Origin of the sequence: Chitinophaga sedimenti (assembly GCF_023156195.1) — a bacterium.
GTDB lineage: Bacteria > Bacteroidota > Bacteroidia > Chitinophagales > Chitinophagaceae > Chitinophaga > Chitinophaga sedimenti.
The window spans coordinates 4,147,426-4,160,001 of the sequence record NZ_JAKUKA010000001.1; the positions used below are offsets into that span (position 1 = coordinate 4,147,426).

General features: G+C 51.1%; 13 protein-coding genes and 1 pseudogene. 2 read left to right on the forward strand and 12 right to left on the reverse strand.

Annotation, left to right across the window (positions count from 1 at the left end; all coding sequences use genetic code 11):
* Positions 1-41: 41 nt before the first annotated feature.
* Positions 42-1,532 (reverse strand): ATP-binding cassette domain-containing protein, encoded by a 1,491-nt coding sequence (locus MKQ70_RS23620; protein WP_248074727.1) that lies wholly within the window; start codon positions 1,530-1,532, stop codon positions 42-44.
* A 111-nt stretch (positions 1,533-1,643) separates the two neighbouring features.
* Here MKQ70_RS23620 and MKQ70_RS23625 point away from each other — a divergent pair, with 111 nt between their 5' ends.
* Complete coding sequence (locus tag MKQ70_RS23625; RefSeq protein WP_248074729.1) at positions 1,644-1,997, forward strand: GNAT family N-acetyltransferase; 354 nt, start codon at positions 1,644-1,646, stop codon at positions 1,995-1,997.
* On the forward strand, positions 1,994-2,086 hold the full coding sequence (locus MKQ70_RS42595; protein ID WP_372490140.1) for a GNAT family N-acetyltransferase: 93 nt from the start codon (positions 1,994-1,996) through the stop codon (positions 2,084-2,086). Before MKQ70_RS23625 ends, MKQ70_RS42595 begins: the two co-directional genes overlap by 4 nt.
* A gap of 38 nt (positions 2,087-2,124) precedes the next feature.
* On the opposite strand, the gene MKQ70_RS23630 is transcribed toward MKQ70_RS42595, so the two are convergent.
* The 11 genes and pseudogenes from MKQ70_RS23630 to MKQ70_RS23680 all read right to left on the reverse strand — a co-directional run bounded on the left by MKQ70_RS23630 (position 2,125) and on the right by MKQ70_RS23680 (position 12,333).
* Positions 2,125-2,844 (reverse strand): DUF6048 family protein, encoded by a 720-nt coding sequence (locus MKQ70_RS23630; protein ID WP_248074731.1) that lies wholly within the window; start codon positions 2,842-2,844, stop codon positions 2,125-2,127.
* Positions 2,816-3,151 (reverse strand): DUF6452 family protein, encoded by a 336-nt coding sequence (locus MKQ70_RS23635; RefSeq protein WP_248074732.1) that lies wholly within the window; start codon positions 3,149-3,151, stop codon positions 2,816-2,818. Before MKQ70_RS23635 ends, MKQ70_RS23630 begins: the two co-directional genes overlap by 29 nt.
* Entirely contained in the window at positions 3,121-3,303 is a 183-nt protein-coding gene (locus MKQ70_RS23640; RefSeq protein WP_248074733.1) for a hypothetical protein, read from the reverse strand. The genes MKQ70_RS23635 and MKQ70_RS23640 overlap by 31 nt, the downstream gene beginning before the upstream one ends.
* A gap of 26 nt (positions 3,304-3,329) precedes the next feature.
* Positions 3,330-6,207, reverse strand: a pseudogene (uvrA, locus tag MKQ70_RS42600) (excinuclease ABC subunit UvrA).
* A gap of 136 nt (positions 6,208-6,343) precedes the next feature.
* Complete coding sequence (locus MKQ70_RS39335; RefSeq protein ID WP_282456683.1) at positions 6,344-6,478, reverse strand: hypothetical protein; 135 nt, start codon at positions 6,476-6,478, stop codon at positions 6,344-6,346.
* Positions 6,468-7,718 (reverse strand): purple acid phosphatase family protein, encoded by a 1,251-nt coding sequence (locus MKQ70_RS23660; RefSeq protein WP_248074737.1) that lies wholly within the window; start codon positions 7,716-7,718, stop codon positions 6,468-6,470. Before MKQ70_RS23660 ends, MKQ70_RS39335 begins: the two co-directional genes overlap by 11 nt.
* 24 nt (positions 7,719-7,742) lie before the next feature.
* On the reverse strand, positions 7,743-9,569 hold the full coding sequence (locus MKQ70_RS23665) for a TonB-dependent receptor domain-containing protein (RefSeq protein WP_248074738.1): 1,827 nt from the start codon (positions 9,567-9,569) through the stop codon (positions 7,743-7,745).
* A complete protein-coding gene (locus MKQ70_RS23670; RefSeq protein ID WP_248074739.1) occupies positions 9,500-10,768 on the reverse strand; it encodes a TonB-dependent receptor in 1,269 nt (422 codons plus the stop codon). Before MKQ70_RS23670 ends, MKQ70_RS23665 begins: the two co-directional genes overlap by 70 nt.
* 10 nt (positions 10,769-10,778) lie before the next feature.
* Positions 10,779-11,771 (reverse strand): FecR family protein, encoded by a 993-nt coding sequence (locus MKQ70_RS23675; protein WP_248074741.1) that lies wholly within the window; start codon positions 11,769-11,771, stop codon positions 10,779-10,781.
* Positions 11,771-11,986 carry an RNA polymerase sigma factor gene (locus MKQ70_RS42605; protein ID WP_372490141.1) on the reverse strand — a complete coding sequence of 72 codons (216 nt, stop codon included), beginning with the start codon at positions 11,984-11,986 and terminating at the stop codon, positions 11,771-11,773. Before MKQ70_RS42605 ends, MKQ70_RS23675 begins: the two co-directional genes overlap by 1 nt.
* A complete protein-coding gene (locus tag MKQ70_RS23680) occupies positions 11,983-12,333 on the reverse strand; it encodes a sigma factor (RefSeq protein ID WP_248074742.1) in 351 nt (116 codons plus the stop codon). Before MKQ70_RS23680 ends, MKQ70_RS42605 begins: the two co-directional genes overlap by 4 nt.
* Between the last annotated feature and the right edge of the window lie 243 nt (positions 12,334-12,576).

Here is a 12,576-nt window from a genome sequence, read left to right on the forward strand (position 1 = left end):
AATTAAAGGTAATTAATAATTGCATGTGGCAAAAAGAACGTTTATGCCATTCTCCCTTTCTGCAGGCGGATGAATTTATCTACGCAGGCAGGCAGTTCTTCTTCGTAATGGGTCACATATATCATCGTTACGAAAAGATGGCTGCATAAGGTTTCCAGAATATGTTTGAAGTGCGCCTTTTGCTGGGCATCTAGGCCCTGACATGGCTCGTCAAGGATAAGCAATGGCGGATTCTTTACCAATGCCCGCGCCAGCAAAGTCAGGCGTTGCGCGCTGTCTGGCACACCTTTAAACGGCGCTGCCCCATATTGGCCAATACCCAGCACCTCCATCCAACCGCGGGCCGTCTGTAGCTGTTCCGGCGTGCATGCTTTTACGTAACCAATGGTATCGTGGAAGCCTGAGCCAGCCACCTGCTCACAAGTTGCGCTGGAATTAAAGTATTGATGCAGCTCGGGCGATACAAACCCGATCCGCTTTTTAATATCCCAAATGCTTTCGCCGCTGCCACGCTTACGGTCGAACAACACAATTTTGTTAGCATACCCTTGCGGGTTGTCGGCATTAATCAGGCTTAATAAGGTAGATTTACCGGCACCGTTCGGGCCAGACAATGCCCATTTATCACCGGCCTTTACTTCCCAGTTGATACCGTCGAGGATAACATTGCCGCCATACTGTACATGCACGTTCTCCATCCGTACCATATATTCAAAGTCTGGATACTTTGGAACATCGGCTACCAGCGCGGCAATGCGGTCAGCATCCATGCTAAACTCCGCTTCATGAACAACCGGGCGGGGACGGGCCATAAACGCCTCACGGGTATACGTTCCCGCAATGCCGCCTTCTTCCAGTTCCAGTACATGGGTAATGGAAGATGGGATCTCGGTATAGGAGGTTACCAGTATCACGGTAGTACCCGTGGCCACCACGCGGTCAACGATATCCGGGAAGTTCCTGCGCGCCTGTACATCCAGGCCCACAAAGGGGTTATCGAGCAGCAGGAACTGCGGCTTTTTCAGCAGGGCTTTGGCAATCATCGTCCGGCGGGTCTCCCCGTTCGAAAGTTTGATCACCTCTTTGTCCAGCAGCGGCGTCAGGTTCAGGGCATCCAGCACGCTGTCTGCCTCCGCCCCGTTCTCAAACAGGTACTCACGTACGGTAAGCGAATCTTCCGAATCGGAACTATTAAAGCGTTGCTGGTAGTAAAAGTCGCCCGCCATGTTGGAGCGGTTGCGGAATTCGTGGTGGCTGGACACCTGCGCAATCAGGTTCCGGTAGGTAAAGTAAGGATCGCTAATCGTATGCGCAGCAGCATAATCATCATAAAAATGATGACGGATACTCCCATTGATCACGTTAAACTTGCCCAAAATGGTTTGCAACAGGGCGGTTTTACCCGAGCCTGCCGGTCCCACGATGGCCCACTGCTCCCCTTTATTTACCTCCCAGCTCAGGTTGGTGAACAGGGTTTTATCCAGGTATCTTACGGTAATATGTGCTAACGAAATGAATCGCTGGTCTGCCATGGTTCCACTACTATTGGTCTACAAAGTTTAAAATTGGGAAAATTAGCGGGATAACAAAAGCCTTCCTTCATAAATTTGTCCTAAACTTGGGACTTATTACCTTTTGTGCATATGAAATGGATCAAGAAAACGTTCGCGGAACTGAGCACCGCCGAACTGTACGACATCCTGGCGCTGCGAAGCGCGGTGTTTGTAGTGGAGCAGCATTGCAACTACCGGGACATGGACTACAACGACCAGAAAGCCCACCATCTTATGGGATTTGATGAACAGGGCCGCCTGTCTGCCTACACCCGCCTGTTCCCCGCCGGCGTTACGTTCGACATGGCCTCCATTGGCCGCGTACTCACTGCCGCGCATGCACGGGGAACCGGCGCAGGTAAGGAGTTAATGCAGGCCAGCATCGACGCGGTAGAAAAACATGGGGAAAAGGACCGATCAAGATTGGCGCGCAGCTTTACCTGAAGCGGTTTTACGAATCGTTTGGATTTGTAAAGGCGAGTGAGATGTATTATGAGGATGATATCGAACATATTAAAATGATCCGGCAATAAGTAAAAAGGCTGCCATCGCCGGCAGCCTTTCAATATGGTTACTTTCTCGTTTTTATCTCCATCACTTTCGTATGCACCTTATATAAAGGAATAAAGTACGACACGTTATACATCACATCGAACTGGTTCCCCTTGTTCCCTTTACCATAACCCGGAATCACCAGCGCCGGAAAATCCCGGTTAGCCAGCCCCTTGTTCAGCAAAATACGGTCACGCAAGCTCCAGCCCATGTAAAAGTTCCTGAACACCTCTGCGCGGATGCCGATCAGTAACTCCACCCAATGCGCGGTAGCATTGGTTTTAGGATAACTGGAACTATAATCTCCCCAAATGGGATCATGCACGGTGTAAGTAGGAATATCGTAACTGAAAGCAGCAAACCCGTAACGGGCGCCTACATAGATGATGTTCTTTTCTCCCGGGTCCCGCTTTTTCAGCAGGTTGTAGTCCACCCCCAGCGTAACGGATGCTCCGTTGCCTTTATAGGAGTAGTTACTGTCAGTATGAGAGGTATTATTATAACTTAATTCTCCCGCGAAGTACAGGTTGCGGCTGTATTGCGCGTCGGCGGCGACCGTTACATCGGTACGGTACGGCTGAAAGTACTTGAGGGCAAAGCGGGTAATGTCCACGCCCAGGCGGAGGCCGCCCTGTATTTCCACCGGTTTGTAAGTGGTATCCTTAATCGCCTGCGCGCCGGCAGTGCCGGCGGCGGTCAGCAAAAGGAGACTAAAAAAACAGCGTAAGCGTAGTTGCATTGTCCGTAGTTACTTGCGTTGAATTGATGACGACCGAATCGATCTCGTTATATGTGCTAAAGATAGTATCAATGTTAAAATAATTCACAAATCCACAGCCGGCGGAAATGAAATGCGGCACCCGCTTGTAACGGAACGTAATCGTATCCGCCCCACTGGTACTGGTCGCCTTCAGGTAAAACCGGGACGAGTCCGCCAGACCGTTCAGCGGCAGCTGTACACCACGATAACCCGCCTGGCGGGCTAACAGCGTATCATTATCTATCGCAAAGATGGTCAGCGACGGCAGCACAGAGTCGCGTACCACGTCGTTTCGTCCGGAGGTATCCGGTATTTGAAGCTCACGCCGGCAAAAGTATCTGTTTTGGAATTACAGACTTTTGTTTCATCATCGCAGGCAGTAAACCCAATTACCACCAGCGCCATAACGGCCAGCGCTTTTTGCAGCGTTTTCTTCATGAGGCAATATTAATAAAAAGCCGGCATTAACGTTTTAACTCCAGTTTAAGGAACTTGGCCGTGTGGCTTTCTTTACACTTGATCAATTCCTCGGGTGTACCGGTGCAGAGGATCTGCCCACCGCCCTCGCCGCCTTCGGGGCCAAGGTCTACGAGGTAATCCGCCGTTTTGATCACGTCCAGGTTATGTTCGATCACCAGTACGGTATTGCCGCGGTCTACCAGCTTGTTCAACACGCCCAACAGGAGCTGAATGTCCGGAAGTGCAGCCCCGTAGTGGGTTCATCGAGGATGTAAATGGTTTTGCCGGTATCTTTCTTGGAAAGTTCGGTAGACAGCTTTACACGTTGCGCCTCGCCCCCGCTGAGAGTTACAGCACTTTGTCCCAGGGTAATGTACCCTAAGCCCACATCCTGCAGGGTTTTAATTTTGCGGTAGATGTAAGGTACGGGTTGGAAAAACTCCACAGCCTCGTCCACCGTCATGTCCAGCATATCGGAAATGGATTTTCCTTTATAACGGATCTCTAATGTTTCGCGGTTGTAGCGGCGGCCATTACATTTTTCGCAGTGTACGAACACATCGGGCAAAAAGTTCATTTCGATGGTGCGTACGCCGGCGCCTTCACAAACATCGCAGCGGCCACCTTTCACATTAAAAGAGAAACGGCCGGCATTGTACCCGCGGATCTTGGCTTCGGGCACGGCAGCCAGCAGCGTGCGGATATCGGTAAAGAACCCGCAATAGGTCGCCGGGTTACTGCGCGGTGTGCGGCCGATCGGCGACTGGTCTATTTCAATTACTTTATCGATGTGCTCCAATCCTTTGATGCTTTTGTACGGCATCGGCACCTGCTTGCTGTCGTACGCATGTTTGGAAAGGATCGGGTACAGTGTTTCGTTGATGAGGGTCGATTTGCCGCTGCCGGAAACACCGGTCACGCAAATAAACGTGCCGAGTGGCAGGACGAGGTCCACGTTTTTCAGGTTATTGCCGTTAGCCCCTTTCAGCTCCAGCTTTTTGCCATTGCCTTTGCGGCGCACAGGCACTTCGCCAGTTTCGTGCAAACCTTTCAGGTAGCCTGCCGTGGGCGTATCCAGCTTTAGCACATCGGCGGGAATGCCCTGTGCTACGATACGGCCGCCGTGTTTACCGGCGCCCGGACCAATATCGATCAGGTAATCGGCGTGCAGCATGATGTCTTTATCGTGCTCAACCACAATTACCGTATTGCCCATTTCTTTCAGGTTGCGCAATGCATCGATGAGCCGCATGTTATCGCGCTGGTGCAAACCAATGCTCGGCTCATCCGGGATGTACGTAATGCCCATCAGCTGGGAGCCTATCTGCGTAGCCAGGCGGATACGCTGTGATTCGCCACCGCTCAACGTACGGGTAGCGCGGTTCAGGGTCAGGTACGTAAGCCCTACGTCCAGCAAAAAGCCGGTACGTTCGCGGATCTCTTTCAGGATATCTTTGGCGATAACGTTCTGTTTCTTATCCAGTCGTTTTTCAAGGTCCCTAAACCAAACCGCCATTTTATCCAGGTTCATATTCCCGATCTCGGAAATATTTTTACCATCTATCTTGAAGTAGAGACTTTCCTTTCTTAAACGGCTGCCGTTACATTCCGGGCAAGCGCTGAGCTGCATGAACCCTTCGGCCCAGCTGCGCACGTGTTCGGAAGAGGTGTCGTTAAAATACCGTCTTACCATGTTCACCACGCCCTCGTATTCGGAATTCACCATGGTAGCCGCTGCATCCTCATCATCCCCTACTTCCACTTCCAGCTTACCATTTTCATCGCCGAACAACACGAGGTTCAGGGCTTTTTCCGGTAAGGATGAAATAGGGGCGGTGAGGGAAAATTTATGTTTGCGCGCAAGTGTCTGTATCTGCTTAAAGGAAAAGCTGTCGCGGGATTCGCCTAATGGAACGATACCGCCGTCCGTAATGGATTTCGAACGGTCCGGGATCACATCGTCCATATTGATCTGGTAAATGGTACCAGGCCTTTGCAACGCGGGCACGCACCATACGGCGAGTTAAACGAAAACGTATTTGGCGAAGGCTCTTCGTATGACAGGCCCGTTTCCTCACACATCAGCTGGCGGCTGTACTGCATCAATTTGCCGGAGTCGTTGTCCATCACGAACATCAGACCCTTACCCATCGTCAGCGCCTTCTGCACGCTCTGGCTCATGCGCACCCGCGCATCTTCCATTACCTGCAGCCGGTCTATCACCAGCTCGATGTCGTGGATCTTGTAACGATCTACCTGCATACGTTCCTTCAGGTCCTGTATTTCGCCATCCACACGCACTTTCACGTAGCCCTGTTTACGCACCTGCTCAAACAATTCGCGGTAGTGACCTTTACGGCCACGCACCAGCGGCGCCAGCACCACGATCTTCTTTTTGTTCGCAGTGCGGAACAGGTGTTCCATGATCTCCTCTTCGGAGAAACGGGTCATCTGTTTGCCGGTATTGTAAGAGTAAGCCGTGCCTACACGGGCGTAGAGCAGGCGGAGAAAGTCGTATATCTCGGTGATCGTCCCCACGGTAGAGCGGGGATTTTTATTCGTTGTTTTCTGCTCAATGGAAATCACCGGGGAAAGACCCGTGATCTTATCCACATCGGGACGTTCCATATCGCCGATGAACTGGCGGGCGTAGGCGGAAAAGCTTTCCATGTAACGGCGCTGTCCTTCCGCATAAATGGTATCAAAGGCCAGGGAAGATTTTCCGCTGCCACTGATGCCGGTAATTACAACCAGTTTATTCTTGGGGATCCTGATGTCCAGGTTTTTAAGATTGTGCTCGCGGGCGCCATAAACTTCTATCTGTTCATCGCTGTTAATTACCGGAGCTATCTCTGCTTTTTGACTATTCTTTTGCTTTGCCATAACATTCCTCGAAACCAAAGTACTAAGTTACGGTAAAGCAGGGAGAAAGCAATTTTCGCGGGCGGTGGTAAACAGCAAAAAAACACCCTGCTGCCCGGCATGCGGGCAACAGGGTGAAAAACAGGCAGATAGATATTTATTTTGATGATTTCTGCTGATGCTCCTGCACCTTTTTCTGATACCCTTCCTGCTGTGCCGGCGTCAACTCTTCTATGTAAGAAGGCGGCAGGTCCAGCATTTCGCGATTGGCCGGCGCCTTGTCAATCAGCACGTTCCCGGATTTTTTTCTTCTCGAGATCAAAGGCATCGTACAGCTCGCCGGTAACGGTGAAGGATTGATAGCGCAGCAAATTTTCTTCTACATTCACCACCTGGTAAAACTGGGTATTAGCCCCCGCGCGTTGCTGCCAGCCGTCCAACGCCGGCACATACTGTTTCGGACCGCTTACGGAAGTCAGGTATACCGGCCCTGTTAGGCTGATCTTTTTGCCGCGGGCCGACTGTTCGCCGATACCACGACCATAAGTATGATCATGTCCTGTCAGCACCAGGTCCACATGATACTTCTCGAACAACGGGCGCAACGCGTCGCGGAGCGATTTGTTGTCGCGGCCCTCTTTGGACGAAAACACCGGGTGATGCATGGTGACTACGGTCCAGCGGTTGGGGTTGTTTTTCAGCAGCTCCTCCAGCCAGGCCATCTGACTTACGCTATCGGCTTTGTTCAGCAAGAATGATTGAGAACAGATGGAAATAATACGCATTTGCTGATAATCCACATGATAGGCGCGCTCCTCCAGTCCATGGGGACCATTTTCCGGGAAGGCGAAAATCGGGCGCCACAGTTTAGTCACCGTAAGCGTACGATTCTCATCGCGGTAGTACTCGTGGTTACCGGGTGTTGCGATCGTAGGCATCATCCCGTAAATCCAGCCACCTGCGTAAAAGAACTCTCCCCATTCGCTGTCCACGTTCGTGCGGTTGCAAAGGTCGCCGGCATGCATCATGAAACGGGCATGCGGATCGTGTGCATAAGCTGCGCGGATGGCGCGGCTCCACAAACTTTTATGATCGTTTTGCGCATCTCCCAAATAGATAAAAGAAAAAGGCGTAAAGCCCCGCGAAGCTGTTTTAAAATGCAGCCACTCGCTCCAGTTGCGGCCGTCGCCTACGCGGTACATGTACGCGGTGGCAGGTTGCAAACCGGTAAAGTTCACCGTATGGTAATGAGCAGTGGCGCCGGGCAGTTGCAGTAATTGCGTAGCGGCATCAAACACTTTTGGCGTCACTTCGCGCGATGGATGCGGCGAAGCGGGTTTCAGTTCCGCAATGCCCTTCGCGGTCAGCGAATCGGTGCGCCAGGTCACGGCCTGCGTGGTGGCGGGTTCACCGGCAAAGGTGAGGATTATGCGATCCGGCACCGGCGTAGCCGGGAACAGCGGAGCTATTTCCTGCGCTTGTATAACTGCGGGCAACAGGACGCCCAACCATAACATCGTCTTTTTCATCATCTGGTATCGTATCAATCTAAAAAATTAAAAACGGAAGCTCACCCCTGCACTGCCCCACCAGCCATCTACATAAGTATTCAGCGGATAGTTTTTGCTGCCAAAGTAGTCGCTGCGTTTCGCGCGGGTCAGGTTGCTCAGGTTCAATGTCAACTTAAAGTGTTTGCCGATTTGTTGAGAAGCGGAGAAGTCCAGCTGCGTACGGCCCTGTTCATGTTCATCGAAACGCGCTTCATCACCCACTTCGGTCAGGTAGCTGGCGAAAAAGTAGGAAGATACGCGGCCGGAGAATCCATATTTCTCATACGTAAGCGATACGTTACCCACATGCGGACGCATTTCCGGCATAGCGATTTTACGCGCAGTTTCCACTGTGGGTGTAGTCAGCTCAGACTGGATATAAGTGTAGTTGGTATAGATACCGAAACCGTTCAGGAAACCGGGCAGGAACGTGAATTGCTGCTGCCAGGCCACTTCAAAGCCATACAGTTTACCACGGCCGCCATTTGTTTTTGTGTTGATGCGATAGCCATCGAATTCGCCACCTTTCTGCTCATACGAATAATCGAACAGCACTTTATCAACATCCTTATAAAACACGCCACCGCTCAGCAAACCGATCGACTGGAAATAGTGCTCGCCCAGGAGGTCGTAGTTGATCGCAGGTTCTTCCACCAGGCCGGGATTACCCTGGTTGATGCGCTTTCTTCTTTTCTCAATTTCCTGCCAGGGCACAAGATCGTAGTAGTTTGGACGGGAAAGCGAACGGGTAACAGCAGCCCGAAGGTTGGTGCGGTTGCTGATCTTATACTTCAGGTTCAGGGAAGGATAGAAACCCGCAAAGGAGTTACCATTATCGATTTTAGTAGTAGAAATGTACGTACCGGTTTCATCGAGCAATACCTGGTTGCCTTTATAGTCGAACGAAGTACGCTCGAAACGTACACCAGCCACAAGATCCAGCTTATTCGTTTTCAGAGTACCCATTACATACGCAGCCATCATGTCTTCCTTACCCTCGTAGGAATCCGGATCGGTGTTCTGGCGCGTGTAAGTAGGATCATCCGAAAATTCACCTTTGTTCGCCTGGAAGTATTGCTCCATGCGCTCCGTTTCAGGAAAGCCATTCAGGTTCATGAAGTCGTTCAGGAAGTTGTCTCTTTTGTAGCCAGACATGAACTCCGACAAGGTAAATGCATCTTCGGATGCCAGCAATACGTGGTTATAGTAGTTGCGGAAACGTTCGTTGGTTTTGTAACGGTAACGGCCACCGAATTTCAGATCGATCCTGTTTTCGTTCCCGAGTTTAAACTCGCGGATCGCGTTAAAGGAAGCCTGCGCATCCTTATCGTCCACGCGCTCGTGACGGTTAATGTAGTTACGCGTCGTGTATTTAGACATGTCTGAAGCATCGGCGCCATCGTACGTCAGCACCGGCTGCGAAGGATCGGCGAGGTTGATGCGGGCAGACTGGTCACCGAGGTTAAACGAAGCATTCCAGTATTTAGGCTGATCATACAAACCTTTATTCAGGTTGATATCATAAGCAATTTTCATTTTACCGGCAAGGGATTTACCTCCGAAGTTCAGGGTAAAGATATCGCGGTGATAATCGCGCCAGCGGCCATCGCGGTAAATGGTGATATCGGAAGCCCGGTCCGCGCTGTTCCATTCTCCAATGCTGTTACCAACACTGCCCGAATACTGGAACTCATAGTATTTGTTATAGATCACACGCAGGTACAGATTCGTGTTTTTACCCGCATCATAATTCAGGTCGATGTTTAAACCGAGGTTTTTACGATCAATTTTAAATGTTTCGTAAGTAATGCTTTCCGGCTTACGTGTATCCACACCTCCGAGTTCATAATCATCATAAGAAATATCGATACGGTCCTGCCGCGGGTGCTCTGAAAATAGCTCGCGCTCAGCAGGTAGCCGAATTTATTTTTCTTGCGACCGTAGGAAGCCGACAGGTCATAATTCGCTTTCTCCGTAAGACCGTTATAACCTACCAGCACCTTGCCCGCCAGTGCCGGCTTTTCGTCCTGCGCACTTTTCGTGATGATATTGATCACACCACCGGTAGCATCCGCATCACGGTCTGGTGTAAGGGTTTTGATAATTTCGATGGCTTCCACGGTGTTGGACAATACACCGTTCAGGTCCGTGGTACGGGACTGTGTTTCGGTAGCAGGTACACGGTTGCCGTTCATGTTTACGGCATTACGGGTCGGATCGAGGCCACGGATAATCACATCACGCGCTACACCATAGCTGTAACCTACCGCCACCCCGGGTACTCGTTGCAATGATTCGGCCACCGTGTTATCCGGGAACTTTTCAATCTGCTCGGCAGACAATACATACTTGATGTTATCCGCATTGCGCATGGAAGTCAGCGCCTTCACCTCACCACGGCGGATACCCGAAATCGTTACGCCGCCCAATGCTTTGGTGAGCGATTCCAGCTTAAACGACACCTGCATGGTTTCGCCGCTGCCTACTGTTACCTGCTTTTCGGCAGTACCGAAACCAATGTAACCGGTAACGATCGTATATGTACCGGGACGAACATTCGCAATTAAATACACTCCGTCCTTATCGGCGGTGGCGCCCATTTCCGTACCCCGGATGCGCACAGTGGCATAAGGAAGCACCTGGTCCGCGGCATCGCGTACGGAGCCTTTCACCACACCATAACGCACCGGTTCGGGTTTACGCACGGCGGTGATGAACACTTTGTTCCCATGCAGCGCGGCTGCCAGGCTACGGCTGGGCAGCAGGCGATCGAGCACCTCGTTCAGCGGCGCATTGCTGACGGTTAAGCTCACCGGCGCGGCATGTTTAATATCATCTTCAAAATAGGTAAAGGCAAGGCCCGTATTCTCCTGCAGATTATTAATCGCTTCTTTCAGCGGGCGATTGCTGAGACGGAGCGACACTTTGTAGTCGTTTAGCTTCGACTGCGCCTGCAGTGCGCAACACGAAAACAGAAAGGCCAATAGGAATCCCGTACGCTTTAAGAAAGCGCAGGCTTGCAGTTGCTTCATATAAGGTTGTTTAAATTTTCTTTTTCAGATAGATAACACTATCGCGTATGATATAATCCACTTTATTTGCTACCCTCACGGCCTGCAGGATTTCCCGCAGCGAGGGTTTGGAAAACATGCTGGAAAAGCGCAATTGCTGGAGCTGCGCGTCCTGGAACACAACTTTTACATCGTAGTAATTCTCCAGCAGTCCCGCCACTTCTTTTAAAGGCGTGGCTTTAAAAACAATGCCACCGTTTTTTATGACAGCAGCTTCCTGGGCAGTAAAGCGCTTTACCTCCCAGCTGTCGTCTTTAGCCTGGTAGCGGAGCGACTGGTTCGGTATTAAAACGGCGAGCGACTGTGCAGTATCTGCCGACTCCTTCAGTACCTGCACTTTACCTTCTACGAGGCTTACGCACACTTCTTTATTATCATTGGCATTTATACTAAAAGCAGTACCCAGCACACGGGTGGTAATATCGCCCGCATGCACCAGGAATGGATCATTATTTTTCTTCACGCTGAAATAGCCTTCACCATGGAGGTACACTTCGCGCAAGCCACCGGCAAACTGGTTGGGAAAGCGAATGGTGCTCAGCGGAGATAATCGTACTGTGGAACCTTCCGGGAAGGTTACCGTGGTAAGCCTGCCTGTACCGGCTTTAATCTGTTGCCAGGTTACAGTTTGCGGCGCGGGCATCGGTTTCAGTCCCGACAAGTAAGCGGCAATGCCACAGCAAACGAACAATATAGCCGCCGCCTGCCAGTAAGGAAAACGTTTGACTTTCGCAGGCGCCGGCGTGGGTGTTTCGTGCAGGCGGGAAATGAACTGTAAGCGCTGCACGGTACGGGGATCGGCTTCCGCCGCCAGGAACGAAGGTTTCAGCTCCTCGTAAAGATTGCGGTAACGTTCCTGCGTGAGAAACAATTCGCGCCACTGCGCCTCCTGCTGCTCGTCCGCCTCACCGGCAAGTATGGCGTATACCAGCGTCCAGTCTATATGGTCCTGTGCTTGTTTCACTATGCTGAAAATTGGCCGGTTCGTTTTAATAATCCCTTAAAATGTTCTTTCAGCTTTTTGTTCGCCTTATGCAGCTGAAAATTCACGGTCCCTTCCGAAAGCTGTAACAGCTGCGCGATTTCAGCGGCATGATAACCCTGGAAGCGATGCAGCCGGAATATTTCGCGTTGCCGCGCCGTGAGCTGGCTCAGCGCCCGCTGTATGCCCTGTTCTATATCTTTGGATTCCGGTGGTCTACGGCATCCGTACTATGCTCATTGGCCACAGATTCGGTGAGAGTTTCCATCACCAACATCTTTTTCCGGAGGATATTGAATGTCGCATTCCGGGTGGCTACGTTCAGGTAGGCCTTCAGGCTGCTGGCGATTTCCAGCGTGGCGCGCTTCTGCCACAGGCTGTGCAGCACGTCGGCGGCGATTTCTTCGGCTTCCTCGCTGTTACTGTTGTAATAGAAAGCCACATTGGTGAGCTCTTTGTAATACTTTACAAACAGCACCTCAAATGCCTTGTGATCATCCTGCCGGATATATTCCCATAAAAGTTCATCTACATGCTGGCTCATAACCGGTATATCCCTGTTCACATAAAAAGACACATTTCGGCGGGGATTTTTATATGGGTGCGTGTTACCTTAAGGTTAACAAAGGGCTGGGGCTAAAAACAACGATGCCGCACCGCCCGAAGGCAGTACGGCATAACATGTTCTTCGATCCGTGTTGCTGGCGTGCATTAGCTTTCCGGCGCCGGCTACATGGAGAGAATTCTCGCCTGAAGGATTTCCGCGACCATCAACAAATTTCTCTTG